This window comes from Salipaludibacillus daqingensis, from assembly GCF_029891575.1.
Classification (GTDB): domain Bacteria; phylum Bacillota; class Bacilli; order Bacillales; family Salisediminibacteriaceae; genus Salipaludibacillus; species Salipaludibacillus daqingensis.
Genome location: NZ_JARZHF010000002.1, coordinates 526,853 through 548,688 on the forward strand (window position 1 = coordinate 526,853; position 21,836 = coordinate 548,688).

Below are 21,836 nucleotides of genomic sequence, written 5' to 3' on the forward strand. Positions count from 1 at the left end.
TGATGAAACTAGCTTTATTATAATCAATCTATTAAGCTATGTCATTATTTACTAGAATCTAGTTGGGGGCGGATCATCTTGGGGAATAAAATAGGGATCGGATTAATAATTTTCATTTTAGCTGGAATGGGGTATACAGCTTATAATTTTATTTTTAATAGTGAGTCAGGAGATATATCAACGGTTACTCGCATTCACGCGGAAGAACCTTTATTATTAGCTGACTATATTGGAGAAAAGAAAACAATTTTACAATTTGTTGCTGTACCTTGCGAATGTTGCAGTTACTCGATGCCTTTCATCCAAGAATTTATTAAAAAACAAGATGAAATCGAAGTGATTACCGTTGTTTTTTATGGACGAGAAAAAGAAATACTTGATAAGTTTCAGAATGAATATGAAGCAACCCATGATTGGGGTGTGGATTTAGATCGAAATTTAGCAAACTACTATGATGTCTCTGTTTCGCCAACTTATGTATTTTTTGATGAGGAAGGAAATGAAATGGGAACGCATCCATATATTATTGCAACTGGTGAAGAACTAGGTACACGTTATGAAGAAGCTTATGAAACATACCACGAAGAAGAGGATTCCTAAATGGATATTTGGTTTGCTTTTGTTGCAGGATTTCTTTCTTTCGCTTCTGCTTGTATCCTTCCATTAATACCGAGTTATATCGCCGTCATTACTGGGGTTACATTGACAGAGCTAGATGAAGCTCCTGCTCAGCGTTTTAAAATTTTACCAAGGTCTATCGCCTTTGTCATTGGCCTTGTTTTCCCTTTAATCATAATCGGGATGGGTGCAACCACTGTCGGTTCTTTCTTTACGCCTGCAGTTTCCACCTTTTTATCACAATTTTTCGGTTTTATTGTAATCATTTTTGGACTGTACCTTCTCGGTTTATTAAATATTCAGATGTTTCAACGAGAGATTCGATTCCACCGTTTTTTCAAAAGAAAAGGTGGGCTCTTTAGTGTGGTCGTAATGGGCATGGCTTTCGGATTTGGCTGGACACCTTGTATTGGACCTATGTTAAGTTCTATCCTTATACTTGCCGCTGATTCAACCACCTTTTGGCAAGGTGGTGGATTATTATTTGTATATGGAATGGGGCTTGGGCTACCATTTATTTTGATCGGTCTAGCTGGAAGCGCAAGTTTGAATTTTTTAAAGTTTTTACAAAAACATATGAAAATCATTTCTATCGCCAGCGGTATTTTTCTCATAGTTCTCGGCCTATTACTTGTGACAGGCAATATGGCTTATATTACTCCAAGTATATAAATGAGAAAAAATATTAATACATCTTTTCTATTTTATGAACATACATGCAAACTTAATAAGGATCCTTTTATTTGAAACATTGATAGTGACTAGCATATTCACATAATATCCTTAAAATAAGTGAAAAGGATCACAACATAAAGTAATCAACTGTTTTATGATGAGTTTATATCATGTATATCATCATTTAAAGGAGAGATCTTTCATGCGAGTTAAACATTGGTTGCTCATTTTAATCACTAGTGCTGCGTTTATCGTTATTTCGGGGTGCAGTGAGGAGCTTGAGACTGCTTCTTTTCCAGACTTTGTTGTGGATGCCGTTCACCCTGGCGCCATGGCGGCATATGAATATGCAACAACACATGGAGAGCATTTAGAATATATTCCATGTTATTGTAATTGCTTGTTAGAACCTTTTTACCATAAGAATACTAAAGATTGTTTTATCAACAGTCAGCAATCAATAAAAGATGATATCGTTTATGATCCTCACGGTGCCGGCTGAGGAATATGCATTGAGATTGCACTGGATGTGCAACAAATGGAAATTGACGGATATACTTTATTAGAAATTCGAGATTATATTGATAAACAGTACTCAAAATACGCTGATCCTACCGATACACCTTTTCCTCCTGCTGATCTATAACGAGCAAAAGAAGAAGATCATGTGACCTTCTTCTTTTGTTGAATTGGTTTATTCATTGGTTTACCAAAGTAATAACCTTGCGCTAGATCAACAAGTGGTCTCACAGCGTTAAATTCCTCTTCCGTCTCAATACCTTCCGCTAAAAGTGACGTCCCCATCTCTTTTGTAATATGACGAAGCTGCTTTATTTTCTCCATCTTTGCTGAACTTTCATGACAATTTCGAATTAAGTCACGATCTATTTTTGCATAATCTGGTCTTAATTCTTTTAGCATCTCAATCGTTGAAAATCCTGATCCAATATCATCTAATGCCACTTTCATGCCTGCCTGTTTATAAGAGCTGAAAATATTTTTCAGATGATCTAAACTATGAATTTTCTCCGTCTCAACGACTTCAAATATTAAATCACTAGGATTTACATCATATTCTTTTACAACTTCAAAAGTTGTTTGCAAACAATGCGCAGGATCGTAAATTGAGGAAGGTAAAAAATTAATAAATTGTTTTAGGCCTTTTGACAAATGTTGTTTTCCTGTCTTAATAGCATTCATCCTCGCCTTACTATCCAATGTTGATTGTAAGTTCGTATGCTGTGAAAATAAAAATAAATTTCCTGGGGAAAAAGAATACTTATCACTACTTGGTCGTAGGAGAAACTCATATCCAAAAACATCGTTATCCTGTGTTGTGATAATCGGTTGCATATATGACTGAAATAATTGTTCTTGAATGATTTTAACAAAGTTTGGATTTTCGATAATAAGTGACAATTGACTAAGTGTATATTCTTGAGTTGGTTCAAACCCTGAATGACTTGTCTCTTGTAAAACTCCCATAAACCGGTCAAGTTGCTCATCAGATAACATGGATTGAATAATGGATGTACATCGCTGTAATTGCTTCCATGTAAAGTAGTAGATGTGCAATTTTTGATAGGTAAATTGACTATCAACTCCGATTTCTTTCATACGATCCATTAGCTGAAGCACATTCGAATCATCAATATTTGAAATTACCATTTCCCCTTCGTTTACTAGAGGAATTCTAGATTGACAAATGTGACATGATTTCATACATTCACCTGCTTTTAATTAATTAACTATCTTTACCCTAAACATAATTAAAGAAAACTAAAAATAGGATATATTACACTTATTTATAAATATATTATAACAAATTTATAAATAAAAAGAACTATACATCACATATTAATTAATATATTCTCTAATTATCTTAAAACAAAAGCAGACTTTTGATTCATTCAATCACGTCTCCAACGATAAGGTAATTTCTTAATTTGATTATCTTCGTTTATTTCAGTAATATTATTTAACATATCACCAACAATTCTCTCTTGTAAATCCTCTCGGCCTACCTCCCCAAATGTTCTTCCTAATGGGAATTTAATATGGAGTGCTCTCGGTGCATATACCTTTTCAGTTAATTCTGGGAAATGTGTGATAGAAATTGTTGCAATTCCTATTTTTTCTACTTCTTTTTGAATCAATCCGACCGATTGATGGCAAATATATCAGCCAGGAGATAAAAGAACAACATCAACTTTCTCTTCTTTTAATTTCTCTAAAATTTTGGGGATACTCTCATTTAATAATTTGTCTACTCTAGGAATATAACCCATCATGCCATAAAAGGTTGGCGCTAATTCTCCAATAATCTTTTTATCCGATAACTGCTGTAGCGATGAAATCGGAAACACACAGTTAACATCTTTGTCAGCCGATGTCGTATCATAATGTGTATGAGTAATCATTAAATCTGATGTCTTCGTATCCGAAGGGATAAACCTCACTCCCCAATCCCCTCCATCTACATCAAAAGGCTTATCATTCAATAAATGTACACCTGCAGTTGTTATAAACGCAACTTTCCATTCTTTCATCGGTTTTTTTATTAAAGCTAATTTGTTTACTTTTTCAGATCCATGTTTTTTTATCATTCTTGCAGCAATTTTTTTAAAATACCATACTTTTATTTTTCCTAGCATACAAATCCTCCTCAGCTTCTTACCCTTATTCTATTCCACATTATTAAATAAATCTAACCTATTGTTTGAAGTGAAAGAAATACATCTTACAAAAAACAAATGTACATACAAATTCTTTTCATTCGTGATAAATTTTGATATGATAGTTGTACGAATAATTTTGAATATTCACGCTTATTGGAGGGGATAATCGAATGATACTTATGAAAGACGAAATTCAAGCAAATCTAGAGGATTCTGAAGGTTGGGAACTTGTTGACGAAACATGGATTAAAAAACAATTTATATTACGTACATTTCCAAAAGCAATTCAGTTTGTTACTGACATAGCTGACCTTGCAGAATTGCGACAACATCATCCCAACATTACCATTGATCATAAACAAGTGACTATTCAATTAAGTACGTTAGACGAAGGTGGATTGACGCAAAAAGATTTTGAATCTGCTCACGCCTATGATAGAACATTTCAAAAATACGATTAGAATTTAAATAATCGCGGTGCACTTGCATCGCGATCTTTTTGTGCTCACCATAAATTATGGTAAGATTACATTATTAGTCTAAGTAACGGAGGAATGATTGATGCAATGGCTTTTTCTATTCACTGGAATTATTATGGGAGCGATTTCTATTTACCACTTATTCACTGATAAACATCGTAAATCATCAAATGATTATACCATTTATAAATTGGATGATCCGAAGAAAATACAAACGGGTTCTCGCCCTTATAAGCTTTCTATTATCGCGGCTTACCTTGTATTATTCTTAACCATCTTTTTATATATCGAAGTTTTCAATAACATCTTTAATGCAACGATACTATTTTTTGTAGTGCTCATTTTAGGAGCCTATGTCCTCATTACCATCGATCGGATTTTTGAAATCCATGGGGAAGCAATTATATTTGCTGGTTATCATGCCAGATGGGGAAAAATACGCTCCATTGCTTGGGGAAAAAAGAGAAAAGATCGAACACAACTTATTATGATATTAGCCAAAAATCAAAAAATCAAAACGACTATCGCAAATGAAAGAGTCGAAGAATTAGAAGAAATATTATCTAATTATGTACATTTCGAAAAATAAAAGTCCTTTCCAGTCAAGGCTAGCCTTAGCTGGAAAGGACTTTATTTATCTACCAGTTTCTTTAAACTGTTTAATCCGATCGCCGATTTGATCGCGGACAGATTGAAATACTGTCCACTTTTCTTCCTCTGTTCCTTCTGCTTTAGCAGGGTCGTCAAATCCCCAATGGACTCTCTCTTTATTTTTAGGTGTAGCTGGACAGACATCATTCGCATGGCCACAGAGGGTCACGACTAGATCTGCTTGTTCCAACAAGGTAGGATCAATTGTATCTGACGTTTGATCTGTAATATCTATTTCTACTTCATTCATTGCTTTCACTGCTAATGGGTTTACTCCATGCGCTTCAATTCCTGCAGAATACACATCCCACGCTTCACTTAAATAGTGCTTTCCCCATGCCTCAGCCATTTGACTTCGACACGAATTGCCCGTACATAAAAAATAAATCATTGGTTTTGTCAATTTTGTAACCTCCATATAATGATATAGTTATATAATAACATGATCATTTAGATGTAAAAAGATAATTTTATGTTAAAAAAGTTAAGGTTTTGTAAAGGAATGTATTTCTATAATTATTTCACTCGGGAAATCTTTTTCGTTACTCGACAACTATATTACTAATTCATGTATAATATAAAGAGTTACTAAAAAATAGCTTTTATAGTATTTACTCATTCGATTTTTTGAGAAAGAGAGGAATAAAATGGGAAGAAAATGGAGTAATATTAAAGAAAAAAAAGCAGCTAGAGATGCTAGCACAGCTCGCGTCTATGCAAAATTTGGTCGAAAGGTTTATATGGTTGCCAAGCAAGGGGAACCAGATCCTGAATCTAATCAAGCGCTAAAATTTGTTCTTGAGCAAGCAAAGACTTACAATGTTCCCAAACACATTATAGACCGCGCCATTGAAAAAGCAAAAGGTGGTTCTGAAGAAAGCTACGATGAACTGAGATATGAAGGATTTGGTCCCAATGGATGCATGGTTATTGTTGACGCATTAACCAATAATGTGAATAGAACCGCTGCTGAAGTAAGAACAGCATTTAACAAAAATGGAGGAAACTTAGGCGTAAGTGGATCCGTATCTTACATGTTCGATGCTACAGCTGTCATTGGAGTGGAAGGGAAAGATTCTGAGGAGATTCTAGAAATCTTAATGGAAGCAGACGTCGACCCACGGGACATCTATGATGAGGAACAGTCTGTTATTATCTACGCAGAACCGGACCAATTTCATGTTGTACAACAAGCTCTTGAAGCAGAAAATATATCAGAGTTCACAGTTGCTGAACTTACAATGCTCCCTCAAAATGACGTGACTCTTCCAGAGGGTGATAAACTTCAATTTGAAAAATTAGTTGATGCTTTAGAAGACATAGAAGATGTGCAACACGTTTATCATAATGTAGACGATGGAGAGTAAGACGCACAAAGCAGCCCATCTAAAAAAATGGTCTGCTTTTTTTATTTTACCCAATGATGCGAATCTCTGTAAGTAAAGTTCCCCTTATATTCCCCTCAAGTTTTCAATAATGATCTTTAAAGCCCTCGTTTGTGTGTCCATTCCCATGCTTGGGACTTCTGGTGAGGCTGATATCATCTCAGGAGTAGCTGGAACATGAATAAATCCTGCTTTTATATCTAGTGACTCTTCTTGAATCTTATGTAATACAGTGTATAGTGTGGTGTTACAAATGTACGTCCCTGCTGTATTAGAGATCATTGAAGGGATTTTACTTTCTTGAAGTTTCTCTAACAACAACCGAATGGGGAGCGTGCTGAATAAGCCCTCTGGACCATTGTTCACAATTGGACGATCTACTGGACGATCACCATTATTGTCTCCATTTCTTCCTTCTCCTACTGTATCTTCCACATTTATCCCTACCCTTTCTAAATTAATACTCGAACATCCGACAGCGACACCTAAACAAATAACAATGTCTGGTTGCCACTCATTTATTTTTTCCAATAAAGGGGGAGTACATTCTCGATAGACGACTGGTAATTGAATCGTATCAATATCAACACCTTCGATCTCAAAGTTCTTCGCTTTATTAATCAATTCCAACGTAGGATTTGTAGACAAGCCACCAAATGGCTCAAAGCCACTAACTAAAATTCGCAATTTCAAAACCCCTTCCAACTATATTACTATCTATTTTCAACTTAGATTTAATTAATTTCAAGTCATATCTTTTCTCCTCCTTTTTATTATTCTACCTGTACTTATTTGTTGAAAGGGGGTGAGAACATGAATGAAGCAGTAGATACTAGATTATCTTTAACATTTCTATTAGGCTACGATGACGACGGTGATGAAAAATTACAAACAAGACATTTTCGTAATGTCCAACCAAGTGCTAGTAATGAAGCATTATTGCAAACTGCTCAAGCACTAGCTTCTTTACAACAGTACGACCTAGAAAAAATCGAACGGAACAATACGTATGAATTGTTCGAATAACATTTCCCTTAATGTGAATTGGGAACACACATTTTTTAAGAATCTATTGTGATTAAATCGTAACCTCATGTTAAATAAAGGAGGTGAAAACATGTCAAAAAGATTAGAGTTATTATTTCTTAACGAAGCAGGCGGAAATGTAACAATTGGAATCGATGATCCTATCGAACCTGTTGTTGGTGCTGATGTATCAGCAGCTATGGATACCATTATTCAAAACAGCACGTTCACTTCTACTAATGGTGATGTTATTGGGAAGCGCGGTGCTCGTCTTGTGGAACGTACTGTAGAAGACATTGACATTGAACAAGGATAAACAAAACCGGGGAGAGACTTTTCTCTCCGGTTTCTTTTCTACATTAATTCCTTGAATTATTATTGTAAGTCCAGTTGATGTCTAAACAGACTAGAATATCCTTGGAGAGCAATTGCATAACCATCTAAATAGTTAAGAGAGGAGGGCCTATTTGTGGAACAATTATGGTTATCTGCTATCAGTGAATATGGATTTCCAGTAGTTATCACCTTTTACTTGCTTTACAGAATCGAAAAAAAATTGGACACGTTAAATCAGTCGGTCTTAAAACTGCAAACAATTTGTCCACTTAACCAAAGTAAGTACTCGATGCAACTTAGCTCTAAAATTGGTGCTGAAGCTGAAGAACGCCCAAAAGTGAAATTGGTTGATTAATTTTTTTAATCACCCTCAGACTCAACACGCTCTATTTTTTTGGGCTGGCTGGGTTTAAGGGTGATTTTCCCGAGGAGCAGTAACATTGTCTGCGGGAAGGAGATAACTGATTATTCAACATTATCATAAGAATAATAACAGAGCCTGCAATAAAACAACAAATTGTAATAAAATGTTCTAGATTACTTCCATTAAAGACTTGTTACGTATGATATTGTTAAATTAACTAATCGCATGATAAAGCTATTTTTTATATAAGTGAAAAAAGGGGAGACTCGAAAGACGAGGGGGGGAAAAGATCATTGATTGATACAAAAACAATCTATCAACCACAGTCATTTTATGATTTATTGTCTGATGAAATGAAGAGTTTGTTCTTATCATATGGAACCGAGGTTTTTGCTAGTAATGGAAGTATTTTATTTTATGAAGGGGACCCTTCCAATCATATTTATCTTATTGTTAAGGGCCAAATCCGATTAACGAAAACATCTGCTGATGGTAAAGTATTTTTCCTACAAAAAAAGAATCAAAACGACCTCCTAGGTGAACTAAGTTTATTTAACAACTTATCCTACCATTTCAATGCGGAAGTCACTCAAGATACAGAGATGTTAAGGTTTAATCGGACCGATCTTGAACAACTGATGATGAAATATGGAGAGTTATCTGTTGCTTATATGCAGTGGTTATCATCAGAAAATAACACAATGCTCGCTCAATTTCGTGACCTTGTTTTCTGTGGAAAACAAGGAGCTGTATTTTCCATTCTAATTCGACTATCGAATGAATATGGGAAAGAAGTATCTAGAGGAGTATTGATTAACCGCAAAATAACCAATCAAGAACTCGCTAACTATGTAGGGGCAACGAGAGAAAGTATCAATAGAATTCTGAAAAGACTCATGAAGCAAAACATCCTGTCCGTAAATACGAAATACATTACTATTCATAACATTGAGTTTCTAAAAACACATTTACGCTGCAGCCATTGTCCATTTGAAGAGTGCAAAATTTAAAATTGATTAAATATCTATCAAAAGAGGCCGAGACAAAACTACCTTATTAAATTAAAAAAAGGGTCCGAATATCGTAATTGATAATCGGAACCTTTTTTGTTGACCATAAAACGTTAGATGATGCTTACGGGCGGTGTACTATCTCAAGTTCACCCCACCAGTGCGAATCCTCATTCATTTTTCTTATTATTTCACAGTTTCTTGGATACCATTGACTTCCCTTGGCATTAGTCCCTTCACAAATAAATCGACACTATCATCAATGAATTTATCTAACGGCACGACAGCTACTTTTCTTCCTCCAAGTTGATAAGATAAAAAATACCCGAGATTCATCCATAAAAAATTCATCGCCTGGATTTCAGGATCAACAGCAACCATTTTATTCCTCTTTTGCATTTCCTTAAAATACTCAACTAAATACATTTTCAACTGTTTTGGATTCTCAGATAAGCTCTCTCCAATAAAGGGATGAGTATTTCTTTCTTGAAAAGATAATAACACCATTTTATAGTTTTGTTGGTTATATCGATGGTACGTTTTACTTACTCTTGTTAAGTCTTTTCGTAAATCATATTCCACTTTATCATACAAAATAGATTTCATATCAATTAAATATGAATACGTTTCTACAGCTTTTTCTAAAATATTTTTTTTCGTACCAAAATGCCTGAACAATGTCATCTCACTGAAGCCTGATTTTGAGGCAATTTCTTTCGTTGTCACTGCTTTAAATCCCTTTTTTTCCATCAAATCAATAGCGGTTTCTAATATTATTTCATCTGTGGTCATTGCATTCGTATCCATTTCAATCATAACTCTCACCACCAATCCACTTCATTTGTTCATATATTCACATATAACTCATATAATAAACTTGTTATATTCATTATACAGCTAAGTTATATGAAGAAACTGTGAAAGAGGTGACGTTTTCTTAGCAAAACTTTGACAAATGCGTGACATTATCGATAGTTTTAAATTTTTAAACTATTTAACTTTGTAGCAAAACGAATAAACCCGGTTATTGAATAGGTAATACATACAGTATGATCGTAAAAAAGTGCGCTGCACTAGCTGCTAGAACGAACAAATGCCATACAGCATGGTGGTAGTAAAACGTTCTCCAAATATAAAATATGGTCCCGACAGTGTATAACACCCCACCTAAAACCAGTAACACTAATCCCATTGTCTCAACTTTGGCTGCAATAGGTTGTAATGCAAACACAATCATCCATCCCATTACAATGTATATTAATGTGGAGACACCAACAAATTTTTTTACAAAGAAGGCTTTGAATACAATACCTCCAATTGCTAATGTCCACACTAATGATAACAAAACCCAACCTCTCGTACCTTCAACCACGATTAGCATTAATGGCGTATATGTTCCAGCAATAAACAAATAAATAGCAGAATGATCTAAAATCTCGAAAATATTTTTTACTTTTCCAATTGGAAAACTATGTAGCAATGTCGAACAAGTATACATAAAGAGTAACGTCACTCCGTAGATCGTGAAACTAATAACATGAATAGCCGCACCATGAATGCTAGAAAAAACAATAAGGAGAACGAGTGCGGCAATACTTAATATCACGCCAATGCCATGTGTTAATGCATTTACAATTTCTTCACGTTTCGTAAAAGTATGTGTAGTCCCCATTTTACTCCCCTTATAAAATTCCTATGTTTATAACTACTCTTAAATTAAATCGAACCATTTACGTTAATGACCGAATTATTGAACATATCTAATAGACGATACTTTCCAGTCAACATCATTAATGAAAATAATTTCTACTCCACCTTCAAGGTTTATTTTTTCATCCTCTTCTGTAGCTGAATAAAATTCGTATCTTGAAATAAATATTTCATCATCATGATCATAAGAAAAAGACTTTTGCCTTATATAAACTACCGAATCTAATTGTAAATAATGAAAACTTCGTTCTATTCCATCTTGCTCGGTAATTTTCAACGTATCATCTTCAGCATCTACTTCAATATCAGTAGAGATAACTTCTTCCACTTTTTCATGCTGCTCCTCGTGCATTGATTGAAAAAATTGTCTGGCTAAGATATCCAAATCATGCCTAAGAGATAATTCAAAATGATGCATTTCTTCAAGTTCGATTGCTTGTTGTTTATAAGTTAAAATATCATCTTTTAAGTCTTTATTTTCGTTTTCTAAGCTAACGATTCTTTCTTGTAACTGATCCTTTTCAGCAAGTTCTTTTTCAAGTTGCTCTACTAATTTTTCATTTGTCGAAATCAATGTCTCCACATCGTCTGTATCTTCTAAATTATTTACTTGTTCCACTGAGCTTTCATCAGAACAAGAAATCAAAAGAAAACAGGCAATCATCGTTGAGAAAAGAGTTTTATTCATTTTGCTTTCCCCTTTTTATTCGGTCTTTTTCTATAACATCATTTATAAAACAAGGTTCCCTTATCATATAACTTCTATAGTTTATCACTTACTCCCATCAAATGAAAAGAGATTTTAAAACCAGAAAACCAACTTCATTCGACATGAAGTTGGCATTCTGGCGCAGAACTCTTATTTCCCTGTAATTCATACTACCAAAAAAAAGCTGCTCCTAAAGCAAATCCTCCAATCGCTGCTAATGCGATTGGGAATACAGGACGATAGTAACCGTAGTGGCCATAGTAACCTCTATATCCATAACCAAATCCTCCGAACCCACTGCTCTCTTGCTCTAAATAAACATATTGTTGATCTACATCAACAATCCTTCCTCGATACTCTTTACCTGAGACATCTGTTATCCTTACTCGTTTTCCTCTATAGCGACAACACATATCATAATAATGCTGAACTTGATGCAAAACCTCACCTCCTAAACATATTCATAAGTATTATATTTAGAAGTTCCTTTTTTGGTTGGACAACTGCCCTAACAATATTAGAAAAACTTGGTCTTAGTTTTTTATACTTTAGTCCTTTAACGGAGTTAAACTTAACGTAAAAAAAAGAGGAGGATTTGATCCCCCTCTTGTACACTTAGTTTCACTTATCTTTTTTATTATCTCTTTGATTTCTTTCAACTATCTTTTCTAAAAGACTTAGAAGATCATCTCTGGACATTTCAGAAGACTTGTGACGATCTTTTCTTGAAGGAAGGTTTTCCGCACTTCCTCCATCAAACACTTGATCTGAAATTTCCTCTTCGTTTTCATATGTTTCATGTTCAGTCACTGTTTCATCGTAGTGTGCATCTAATTCATTGGCAGGTTCTTCTTCAACTGCCTTGTAAAATTCAGAGAAATCAGTGTGTGAACTATTCGATGATTCTTGGCTTAATTTCGGATAATGCATCCGACCTTCACCTTGCTCTTTTGAATACTTTTCATCCAACAAATAAGCAGGAACCATTTCCCCATCAGGCATCATATACTTTCGGTTAAGATGTCTTGTATCTCGATCGAAGAAACTATAAACGACTGGGATTAATATAAGTGTTAAGAATGTTGCACTTATCATCCCGCTAATAACAGTGATTGCTAACGGTTGTTGAATCTCTGTTCCTTCACCAAAACCTAACGCTAATGGAACTAGTGCTAAAATCGTTGTCGATGCTGTCATTAATATAGGTCGTGCACGGTCTTTAACACCTTCGACAATAGCATCATAGCTCTTATATCCTAATTCCTTACGTTGGTTAATATAATCCACTAAAACAATCGAATTATTAACAACGATACCTACGAGCACGATGATTCCTATAAATCCTGTTACACTGATAGGCGTTTGTGTCAGCGTCAATCCTATTGCTACACCAATGACTACAAGTGGAACAGTAAACATAATCACGAATGGATATCGTAATGACTCAAATTGAGCTGCCAAAACTAAGTAGACGAATACTACTGCTAATATTAATGCTAATGTTAGATCACTAATCGCATCCTCTAATAACTGTTGGTCTCCCGTAAATGAAATACTCGTCTCCGTCGGCAAGCCATAATCATCAATGGTATCTTGAACGATCGTATTAATCTCGCCAAGATTATACTCTGATCCAAAAGCAAGTGAAAATTGAACCGATTCTTCTTGGTTTATTCTATTAATTGTTTCAGGACCTTCGCCTTCCTCAATCTCTGCTAAATCACTTAATGGAACATATTCTCCTTCAGGATTTCTTAATAACAAGTTTTCGAGAGCTTCCACATTTTCAATATATTCATCATCGTAACGAACGTTGACTTCTAGCACATCGTTTTCATCAGTTACAATTTGTGTGGCAAACACACCTCGCGTATTGTTATCTACTACTTCAGCAATTTGCGCTGGGCTGAATCCTTCTTCTCTCGCAGCCTCATCATCTATTAAAATTTGTAATTCTGGTATGGTGTCTTCAAGCGTGTTTGAAACTTCATTGAATTCACTCATATCATCAAACTCTTCTAGTAGGTCTCCAGCGACTTCTTCTAATTGTTGTGGATTGGAGTCATTTAGGTCAAAACTAAACGTATTTGGATCACTACCAAATGAAGCATCCATCGATATCGAAATATCCGCATCAGAAGCTGCACGCTCAATATCTTGACGAATATCTTCAGAGAAGTCCATCGTGGACACATCTCGGTCACTAATCGGGATCATCGTTACATAAATCACCGCCTCATGACCATTTCCAGTGCCCCCCATCGGGCCTTGGTCACCACTGGATCCTGTTACACTTGTGTAATTTTGAATGAGTGATTCCCCATCTAAGATTTCTTCAATTTCTTGTACATCTTCATATGTGACGTCTAGCGGCGTACCAGGTTCATTTTCAATATCAATTTGGAAGAAACCTTCATCTGTTGCAGGTAAAAATTCTGTACCTACTGTTGTTACACCAAATCCACCAGTTATAAGTAACCCAACTGTGATGATAAAAACAATTGCTCGGTTTTTTAACGACCACCTTGTAGAGCGATCGAAAAACTTAACAAATTTAGATTTCTTACGTTTTTCTTCAATATTTTCTTTTGGAGCCTTTAACCATTTACTTGCAAGCATCGGCACGACCGTTAATGCAACAGCTAACGATGCTAATAAACTAAAGGATACGGTTAAGGCAAATTCTCTAAATAAATTTCCGACAATACCTGAGATAAACACAACAGGTAAAAACACCGAAATCGTTGTTAATGTTGAAGCAGTAATAGCTGTTGCCACTTCTTTTGTTCCATCTAATGCTGCTTTCTTAGGATCTTTCCCCATGGATAAATGTCGATAAATATTTTCGATAACGACGATAGAGTTATCAACCAGCATTCCAATACCTAATGCTAATCCACCTAAAGTCATAATATTTAACGAAAAGTTCGTGAAAAATAAGAGAACAAATGTCACGATAACTGAAAATGGTATTGCTATTCCTATAAGTAACGGTGTTTTCACACTTCTTAAAAATAGGAAGAGAACAATCATAGCAATAATACCACCTGCTACAAGAGCTAAAGCAACGTTAGCTATTGCCTCATCAATATATTCCCCCTGATTAAATAAAACCGCTGAGTCAATATCTTCATATTTGTCTTGTGACAATAATTCATCTATTTCATCAATAAACGCTCTCGAAACTTGGGCAGTATTCGCATCTGCTTGTTGTTGAACACTCAATAAAATAGAATCATCTTGATTTGTCTGAGTGATCGTATCTGTAGGTTCAGGTCCGACAGCAACAGTTGCTACGTCTGAAACTGTCACATCTTCTTCCGTTTCAACGTCGGTAGTTAGAACGATATCCTCGATATCTTCAACCCCACCCATTTCAAACAATACGCGAGTCGTAATTTCTGAACCACCACTTTCAACAATACCACCAGGAGCCGTAATATTATGTGATTGTAATGTTTGAACGACATCTGATTGATCAAGGTTATTTTCTTCTAATAGATCTTGATCAAGAGAAACCTCTATTTCATCTATTGCATCACCTAATAAATCGATCGTAGCAATGCCATCAATTTTTAATAATTCCGTTTCCATGTCTCTAACTAATGCATCTAATTCTACATCATCATCGATCGCTGATAACGATAGTTGTATGATTGGAAACTGAGATGGGTCAAACTTTAAAAATTGAGGTGTTCCAGCGCCACTTGGTAAAGGAGTTTGGTTCATCGCTGTAATAATATCATTTTCTACATCATCAATGGACGTCGTCCATGAAAACTCCAAAATGGTTAACGAAGACCCTTCCATTGAGATTGTACTTATATTATTTAGCCCCGCTGTTGTTGACAAGCTATTTTCCATCGGCCTTGATACTTTATCTACAACCTCTTCAGGACTCGCATCTTGGTAACTTGTTACAACTGCTGCGATAGGTGCTTCTATATCTGGTATTAATTTCAATGGAATATTCGTTAAAGAAATAGCTCCTAATAAAAGAAATAATGCCATGGTTACTAGTGTAAATACTGGTCGTTTGATCGAAAAGTTCGTAATGTTCATTCTGGATCCCCTTTCTCTGTTTCAATAATTGTCTCATGAAGTTTTCTAAAGGCATCCATGACTTCAATCAAATCTTTTTCACTCATTTTAGATAAATACTTATTAATTATTTCACTGCGATTCTCATCCATCATTGCTAGTATATCTTTACCTTTTGAACCTAAGCGTAAAATCGTACTTCGACGATTGGATTCATCAATTTCTCTATAGATGATGTCCAATTGTTCTAATTTCGCAACCATTTGGCTTATTGCACTAGCTGAAACGTTCATATGATATGCTAAATCTTTCACATGTTTTACGCCTTTTTTAGCAACTAAAATCAACATTAGTTGCTGATTCGAAGACAGACAATTTTCATATTCAGTACCAAATTCTCGATTTAATATTAAGCTAATATCAAATACTCTCTCTTCGATATCAGAAATAACTTCATGAATATCCATAAAACACCCCATAAATTATTAAGTATTTAAATAGTTAATTTTCTTAACTATATACACTCTTTTTTTTACTGTCAATGATTTAGCATTCAAATGGAATACAGTATAAATTATTAAGTAACTAAACTATTATTTTCGTTTACTATGAAGATCTACAGCCTTCATTGTCTACGATTTAATACTACAAAAACATACTAATCGATTCACAATGATAAATCCTATGGTGACATTATTATAAGCTTCAGTTTAATGTAAATATCAATAATCGAATAAAAAAATCATGCCTCTCATTTGAGTACATGATCTTTTTACTTATATTTGTATTTTAGTCATCGATCGTAAATGTTCCTTTCCTGCTTCTGTAATTTTTGTACCAACCCTTCCCCTATGGATACTTACATAACCTTTATTACTCAGTAGATGTAGCCGGTATCTAACTTGTTGTTCCGTTAATGACTGTTTTTTTTCAATGGTTTCATCAACAATTTTTTTTCTACTAATGCTAGTTTCTTTTAGCTGTAGTTCATCGACAATGGAGAGGACAAAGGACAACTCTTCTTCGTCGATGGATGGTTCTTTTGGCCAATGTTGAGAAGAATAATCACTTACGGGAACAGAAAAAAGTTCTTTCGGTTCTCCTTGGAAAAATGATTCACTTGGGATATCTTTTAATAGTACTTCATTATTTTCACAAACTGTAAGCATATAATCAATGGTATTTTTCAATTCTCGAATGTTACCATACCAATGATACTTCCTTAATTGTTGGAAAACTAGTGGATGGACTTTCACATCATTTAATTCAGATTGCTGTATAAAATATCGAATGAGTTCATCGATATCGTCTTTTCGATACCTCAGTTCAGGTAAATGAATAAATAAGACTTTTAGGCGATGAAATAAATCTTCACGAAATTCATTTTTATCGATTAAAGTAAGTAAATGTCGATTTGTGGCAGCAACAATTCTTACATCCACAGGAATAATTTCACTTCCTCCAATACGAAGAAGTTCTTTTTCTTGCAATACTCTTAAGAGCCTCGCTTGCACTTTCAAACTAATATCTCCAATTTCATCAAGGAAAATAGTTCCTCCATGTGACTGTTCAAAAAGTCCTTTTCTACCACCTTTTTTAGCGCCTGTAAAAGCTCCCTCTTCATATCCGAATAACTCACTTTCAACTAGGTCTTCGGGAAGAGCACTGAAGTTCACAGCAAGAAAGGGACCATTTCGTCTTTTCGACTCATTGTGAATAGAACTTGCAAACAATTCCTTGCCTGTTCCACTTTCTCCTTCAATTAATACAGTAAGGTCTGATTTCGCCAATTTACTAGCAATTCTTTTTGTTTCAATTAATTTTTCGTTTTTACCGATAATATCTTGAAAAGTATACTTAGCGAAATGTCCTTTTTTGATCAATTCCCGTCTTCTTTTATTTTCCATTTCTATCGCTTCACCAGCATTTTTAAAGGTAACAACTTTTGTTCCATCTGCTTCTATCGTAAATTTATGAACGATGATATCGGCTTGTTCAATCGTGAAATAGCGGTTCGTTTCTCCTTTATTTTCCAACACAAACGATACAAGTTCTTCATTTACTAAAATATCGTTTACATGGCGACCGATAACTCTTTTTCCACGAATATGAAGGATTTCTTCTAATATCCCGTTAAAGACTGTGATGATACCATTCTCATTTACTGCTAAAATTCCATCATGAACACCATCAACTACTTTTTTTAAATGCTCGCTTACTCTTGTTGCTTCTTTTGTACTATCAGAAATTCGTTTACTAAGGTCGATAATTTTTTGAATATATCTATGAGACACTTCTTGATTTTTCTCTTTTCCTAATCCTAGTTCACTAAGGATAGCAATAATGGAACTCATATCTATTAACCTAGGGCGGATATTAATCGTAGATTCAACAAAACTTGGAACTAAGTCCATTTTTCCTGGCGTAATTGCAATGGAAACTCGTTTGACCATTTTTTTACCCGGGAAATAGGGAAAGTATTTCAAGTGGTCTACTCCTAAATCTTTTAGAGATTGGATTGCCTCATTTACAGTTTCAGGGTAATCATTTACATAAAGAACTTCTGTCCCACTCGGAAGTTCAAATAGTTGATCGATGTAATGAAAGTTCACAATTCTATTTGCTATTAATTGTTTGCAGTTTGAAGAAATGTAAGGAGAGACTTCTTTTTTCATTAATAAAGAAGATAAGAGTACTACTTCATTATCAATGAACGGTAGTATATCATCTTCCACTGCATAGCTTTCAATTTCAATAAAGTCTCCAATGATATCTTCTAATTGCTCCACTAACGTTCTTTTCGTTTCAGTAGAACCTACTATGAGAATCATTCGATTTGGTGTTTTCATTTTATCACCCATTCAAATTTATTGGTTTATCCTATTCAACCAATTATACACCATTTTATTTTTTAGAAGAAGTTTTATAACGGTCATTATAACGAATAACCTGCATCCTAATGAAAGAATGCAGGTCCCGTTTATTCAAATGTACCTTTTACAAGTATTTCTTTTTTGCTCATCATCCATTGACCTTTCGCCATCACACTGTCAATTGAAAATGAATCTTTGGTAATGAGGAGGATATCAGCATCATTTCCTTCTTTGATGGTACCTTTGTTATCTAATTTAAGTATGCGAGCTGGGTTTTCTGTTGCTACTTTCCAAACTTTCTCAATTGGAAGTTTTTCTTCTGTAATAGCATCCCTTAATTCATTAAATAAACTGACAACTTTCCCAATACCCAAACCTATAAATTTGCTATTTTTATCAAACCTAGGTAAACTACCTTGACCGTCAGATGTAAATGTAATTTGCTCAATTGGTACCCCTTCATCAAGCATACGCTTTAGTCCTTTACTACTTTTCAAATTATCGTCATTTATCTCATCATCAAGACAACTCGTTGTAAAATCTACGTAGCCACCTTTTTTAGCGTATTTAATACCTGTAGTAAGAAGTTCTTCGTGACGATTAATGTGAGTTGGCAAAAATTGTGTAATTGGAATATTTGTCGTTTTCACCACTTCTTCAATGAGTTGAAGTTGGTCCGCACCGTCCCCTACGTGAATATTAACGATGCCACCTTTCCCGGATAGAATTCCTCCTATACGAGCTTCGCTTGCTAATCGAGCTAATTCACCCGCAGTAGGCTGAGAAGAGCGATGGTCTGCAATCGCAATTTCTCCTGCTCCGATGATTTCATGGACGAGCATAATATCATTTTGCAAAGATCCGGTTAATGTCTTAATCGGCAGGTGATAATTCCCACTTTGACAATAACAAGTAATCCCTTCCTCTTCTAGCCCCTTCGCTTTCGCAACTAAATTAGCCATTGTTCTCGTTGTTCCATCTGTTCCAATTACACCTACAACGGATGTAATACCTGCTTGAATACAGTCTGAAAGAGGTAATTCAGGTGTTCTCGTTTTAAAACTACCTTCCCCTCCACCACCAGTAATATGTACATGCCCATCAATCAAACCAGGCACGAGGTAATTTCCTTTCGCATCAACTACATCAATATATTCTGCCATGGCAGAGGCATCTATATCCGCGGAAATGGTAATGATTTTTCCCCCACCAATAAGAACATCTTTCTCCCCTAAAGGGGTAGGAGTATATACATCTGCATTTTTTATAAGTGTCAGCATCTTATCCCGCCTTTACTAGTCGTTTCGGTTGACTTCGTTTATTCGTCATACAAGTGACAAGCTACTTCTTGCTCTGCATTCATTTTTAGTAACTGAGGTCTATCATGATGACAGCGGTCAAATGCTTTCGGACAACGACCTACAAATGCACAACCTTTAGGTGGATCTACTGGAGATGGAACATCTCCTTTAAGGATGATTCTTTCTTTTTTATCTCTTGGGTTTGAAATTGGAATCGCTTCTAAAAGTGTTTGAGTATAAGGATGAAGTGGGTTTTCAAAAATTTTCTCTGTCGAACCTGTTTCAGCCATTCTCCCTAAATACATAACAGCTACACGATCACATAAGTGGCGAACAACACTTAAATCATGAGATATAAATAAATAGGTTAAATCAAAATCTTTTTGCAAATCTTTCAGTAGATTCAGCACTTGAGCTTGAATAGATACATCAAGTGCCGCTACTGGTTCGTCTGCAATAATTAACTTAGGATTGAGAATCAACGCCCTAGCAATACCAATTCGTTGTCGTTGACCACCCGAAAATTCATGAGCATATCGGTAGGCAAAATTTCGATTTAACCCTACAACATCAAGCATTTTATTGATTCGTTCGATTCTCTCTTTCTTACTTTTTACCCCATGAGCTTTCAATGGTTCAGCCAAAATGTCTTCTACAGTTAATCTCGGATTTAATGAAGCGTATGGATCTTGAAAAACCATTTGCATATCTTTTCTTCGTTCTCTTAAATCACCTTTCGCTAATTCAGCTAAATTTTCTCCTTGAAAGGTAATTTCTCCTTCTGTCACAGGAACTAATTGAGTTATCCCTCGCCCAGTCGTTGATTTTCCACAGCCAGATTCTCCAACTAGGCCAAGTGTTTCTCCTTCTTTTATTAAAAAAGAAATATCATCAACAGCTTTTACATACGTGACTTTCTTTTTTATAACACCTTTTTTTATTGGGAAATATATTTTCAAATTGTTTACTTCTAACAACGGATTAGCTGTCAATTTCCGCACCCCCTTCTTCTTCTGCATAGAGCCAACAGCGACATTGATGTCCTTCTTTCATTTTTAATAGTGGGGGATCTTCTGTGTAGCATCGAGGCATCACTTTGTCACATCGGTCAGCAAATCGACACCCTCGTTCGACTGTTCCTGCTTGAGGCACTTGCCCACGAATAGAATACAAACGATCAATTTTTTCTGTCGCTTTAGGTATGGACCCTAGTAAACCTAATGTGTAAGGGTGTTTTGGGTCATTAAATAATGTATCCACATCTGTTTCTTCCACGACTTGACCAGAGTACATCACGACTACTCGATCACACATTTCTGCTACGACACCTAAATCATGAGTAATAAACATAATCGATGTATCTGTTTTTTCTTTTAAATCTCTCATTAAGTTAAGAATTTGCGCTTGTATAGTCACGTCCAATGCCGTTGTAGGCTCATCTGCAATGAGTAATTTCGGTTGACAAGCAAGCCCTATAGCAATCATTACTCGTTGCCTCATTCCACCTGACAACTGATATGGATAGTTATGATATATTTGCTCTGGTCTTGGAATACCAACTAACTTTAACATTTCAATCGATCTATTTCGTGCTGCCGATTTGTTCATTTCATTATGCAAAAGCAACACTTCATTAATTTGTTTCCCTATCGTGAATACAGGATTTAATGAAGTCATCGGTTCCTGGAAAATCATTGAAATTTCATTACCTCGAACTTTTCGCATCTCTTTTTCTTTGAAATCTAGTAGATTTTTCCCTTCAAACTCAATCGTTCCATTAGCTACTCTTCCAGGCGGAGATGGAATTAACCCCATAATCGATAAAGAGGTTACACTTTTCCCACAACCAGATTCCCCAACGACTCCAAGAGTTTCACCCGCTTTAATCGAAAAAGAGATTCCATCTACGACAGAAAGTTCTTTTCCTTCACTTTTAAAATTTATCGTCAAATCTTTTATATCTAATACATTTTTAGTCAT

25 protein-coding genes are annotated in these 21,836 nt (G+C 35.1%); 10 read left to right on the forward strand and 15 right to left on the reverse strand.

Annotated features, from left to right (window positions below; all coding sequences use genetic code 11):
• Positions 1-78 precede the first annotated feature (78 nt).
• From QDN89_RS06740 to QDN89_RS06750, 3 genes are all read left to right on the forward strand, one after another.
• Positions 79-600 (forward strand): TlpA family protein disulfide reductase, encoded by a 522-nt coding sequence (locus QDN89_RS06740; protein ID WP_280769331.1) that lies wholly within the window; start codon positions 79-81, stop codon positions 598-600.
• Positions 601-1,290, forward strand: coding sequence for a cytochrome c biogenesis CcdA family protein (locus QDN89_RS06745; protein ID WP_280769332.1), 690 nt, complete (start codon positions 601-603; stop codon positions 1,288-1,290).
• Between the two features lie 205 nt (positions 1,291-1,495).
• On the forward strand, positions 1,496-1,939 hold the full coding sequence (locus tag QDN89_RS06750) for a PCYCGC motif-containing (lipo)protein (protein ID WP_280769333.1): 444 nt from the start codon (positions 1,496-1,498) through the stop codon (positions 1,937-1,939).
• A gap of 17 nt (positions 1,940-1,956) precedes the next feature.
• On the opposite strand, the gene QDN89_RS06755 is transcribed toward QDN89_RS06750, so the two are convergent.
• From QDN89_RS06755 to QDN89_RS06765, 3 genes are all read right to left on the reverse strand, one after another.
• Positions 1,957-3,015 (reverse strand): EAL domain-containing protein, encoded by a 1,059-nt coding sequence (locus QDN89_RS06755; RefSeq protein WP_280769334.1) that lies wholly within the window; start codon positions 3,013-3,015, stop codon positions 1,957-1,959.
• Positions 3,016-3,203: 188 nt separating this feature from the next.
• On the reverse strand, positions 3,204-3,449 hold the full coding sequence (locus QDN89_RS06760; protein ID WP_280769335.1) for a hypothetical protein: 246 nt from the start codon (positions 3,447-3,449) through the stop codon (positions 3,204-3,206).
• A 24-nt stretch (positions 3,450-3,473) separates the two neighbouring features.
• Positions 3,474-3,947, reverse strand: coding sequence for a glycine/sarcosine/betaine reductase selenoprotein B family protein (locus tag QDN89_RS06765; RefSeq protein WP_280769336.1), 474 nt, complete (start codon positions 3,945-3,947; stop codon positions 3,474-3,476).
• A 194-nt stretch (positions 3,948-4,141) separates the two neighbouring features.
• Between QDN89_RS06765 and QDN89_RS06770 the strand changes: the two genes are divergently transcribed.
• Both QDN89_RS06770 and QDN89_RS06775 read left to right on the forward strand, forming a co-directional pair.
• Positions 4,142-4,432, forward strand: a complete 291-nt coding sequence (locus QDN89_RS06770) for a 4a-hydroxytetrahydrobiopterin dehydratase (RefSeq protein ID WP_280769337.1) — start codon at positions 4,142-4,144, stop codon at positions 4,430-4,432.
• Between the two features lie 100 nt (positions 4,433-4,532).
• The gene (locus tag QDN89_RS06775) at positions 4,533-5,039 is read left to right on the forward strand and encodes a hypothetical protein (RefSeq protein ID WP_280769338.1); all 507 of its coding nucleotides are present in this window, start codon (positions 4,533-4,535) and stop codon (positions 5,037-5,039) included.
• Between the two features lie 45 nt (positions 5,040-5,084).
• On the opposite strand, the gene arsC is transcribed toward QDN89_RS06775, so the two are convergent.
• Positions 5,085-5,504 (reverse strand): arsenate reductase (thioredoxin), encoded by a 420-nt coding sequence (gene arsC, locus QDN89_RS06780; RefSeq protein WP_280769339.1) that lies wholly within the window; start codon positions 5,502-5,504, stop codon positions 5,085-5,087.
• Positions 5,505-5,748: 244 nt separating this feature from the next.
• Here arsC and QDN89_RS06785 point away from each other — a divergent pair, with 244 nt between their 5' ends.
• Complete coding sequence (locus QDN89_RS06785; RefSeq protein ID WP_280769340.1) at positions 5,749-6,468, forward strand: YebC/PmpR family DNA-binding transcriptional regulator; 720 nt, start codon at positions 5,749-5,751, stop codon at positions 6,466-6,468.
• An 84-nt stretch (positions 6,469-6,552) separates the two neighbouring features.
• Here QDN89_RS06785 and QDN89_RS06790 read toward each other — a convergent pair whose 3' ends face one another.
• Positions 6,553-7,173, reverse strand: a complete 621-nt coding sequence (locus QDN89_RS06790) for a pyroglutamyl-peptidase I (RefSeq protein ID WP_280769341.1) — start codon at positions 7,171-7,173, stop codon at positions 6,553-6,555.
• A gap of 126 nt (positions 7,174-7,299) precedes the next feature.
• Between QDN89_RS06790 and QDN89_RS06795 the strand changes: the two genes are divergently transcribed.
• From QDN89_RS06795 to QDN89_RS06810, 4 genes are all read left to right on the forward strand, one after another.
• On the forward strand, positions 7,300-7,512 hold the full coding sequence (locus QDN89_RS06795) for a DUF1659 domain-containing protein (RefSeq protein ID WP_280769342.1): 213 nt from the start codon (positions 7,300-7,302) through the stop codon (positions 7,510-7,512).
• A 91-nt stretch (positions 7,513-7,603) separates the two neighbouring features.
• Positions 7,604-7,828, forward strand: coding sequence for a DUF2922 domain-containing protein (locus QDN89_RS06800; protein WP_280769343.1), 225 nt, complete (start codon positions 7,604-7,606; stop codon positions 7,826-7,828).
• Positions 7,829-7,981: 153 nt separating this feature from the next.
• Complete coding sequence (locus QDN89_RS06805) at positions 7,982-8,203, forward strand: YvrJ family protein (RefSeq protein WP_280769344.1); 222 nt, start codon at positions 7,982-7,984, stop codon at positions 8,201-8,203.
• A 302-nt stretch (positions 8,204-8,505) separates the two neighbouring features.
• Positions 8,506-9,222: a Crp/Fnr family transcriptional regulator gene (locus QDN89_RS06810; protein WP_280769345.1), complete on the forward strand. Its 717-nt coding sequence runs from the start codon at positions 8,506-8,508 to the stop codon at positions 9,220-9,222.
• 186 nt (positions 9,223-9,408) lie between these two features.
• On the opposite strand, the gene QDN89_RS06815 is transcribed toward QDN89_RS06810, so the two are convergent.
• The 10 genes from QDN89_RS06815 to QDN89_RS06860 all read right to left on the reverse strand — a co-directional run bounded on the left by QDN89_RS06815 (position 9,409) and on the right by QDN89_RS06860 (position 21,836).
• Entirely contained in the window at positions 9,409-10,038 is a 630-nt protein-coding gene (locus QDN89_RS06815; RefSeq protein ID WP_280769346.1) for a TetR/AcrR family transcriptional regulator, read from the reverse strand.
• A gap of 208 nt (positions 10,039-10,246) precedes the next feature.
• Positions 10,247-10,894: a PAQR family membrane homeostasis protein TrhA gene (gene trhA / locus QDN89_RS06820; protein WP_280769347.1), complete on the reverse strand. Its 648-nt coding sequence runs from the start codon at positions 10,892-10,894 to the stop codon at positions 10,247-10,249.
• 75 nt (positions 10,895-10,969) lie between these two features.
• Positions 10,970-11,620, reverse strand: coding sequence for a hypothetical protein (locus QDN89_RS06825; protein ID WP_280769348.1), 651 nt, complete (start codon positions 11,618-11,620; stop codon positions 10,970-10,972).
• Between the two features lie 191 nt (positions 11,621-11,811).
• Positions 11,812-12,081 (reverse strand): hypothetical protein, encoded by a 270-nt coding sequence (locus QDN89_RS06830; RefSeq protein ID WP_280769349.1) that lies wholly within the window; start codon positions 12,079-12,081, stop codon positions 11,812-11,814.
• Positions 12,082-12,262: 181 nt separating this feature from the next.
• The gene (locus QDN89_RS06835; protein ID WP_280769350.1) at positions 12,263-15,703 is read right to left on the reverse strand and encodes an efflux RND transporter permease subunit; all 3,441 of its coding nucleotides are present in this window, start codon (positions 15,701-15,703) and stop codon (positions 12,263-12,265) included.
• Positions 15,700-16,149 carry a MarR family winged helix-turn-helix transcriptional regulator gene (locus QDN89_RS06840; protein WP_280769351.1) on the reverse strand — a complete coding sequence of 150 codons (450 nt, stop codon included), beginning with the start codon at positions 16,147-16,149 and terminating at the stop codon, positions 15,700-15,702. The genes QDN89_RS06835 and QDN89_RS06840 overlap by 4 nt, the downstream gene beginning before the upstream one ends.
• A gap of 309 nt (positions 16,150-16,458) precedes the next feature.
• Positions 16,459-18,531, reverse strand: coding sequence for a sigma-54 interaction domain-containing protein (locus tag QDN89_RS06845; RefSeq protein WP_280769352.1), 2,073 nt, complete (start codon positions 18,529-18,531; stop codon positions 16,459-16,461).
• Positions 18,532-18,662: 131 nt separating this feature from the next.
• Positions 18,663-19,835 (reverse strand): beta-aspartyl-peptidase, encoded by a 1,173-nt coding sequence (iadA, locus tag QDN89_RS06850; protein ID WP_280769353.1) that lies wholly within the window; start codon positions 19,833-19,835, stop codon positions 18,663-18,665.
• 38 nt (positions 19,836-19,873) lie between these two features.
• Positions 19,874-20,875 carry an ABC transporter ATP-binding protein gene (locus QDN89_RS06855; protein ID WP_425335373.1) on the reverse strand — a complete coding sequence of 334 codons (1,002 nt, stop codon included), beginning with the start codon at positions 20,873-20,875 and terminating at the stop codon, positions 19,874-19,876.
• Positions 20,838-21,836: an ABC transporter ATP-binding protein gene (locus QDN89_RS06860; protein ID WP_280769355.1), complete on the reverse strand. Its 999-nt coding sequence runs from the start codon at positions 21,834-21,836 to the stop codon at positions 20,838-20,840. Before QDN89_RS06860 ends, QDN89_RS06855 begins: the two co-directional genes overlap by 38 nt.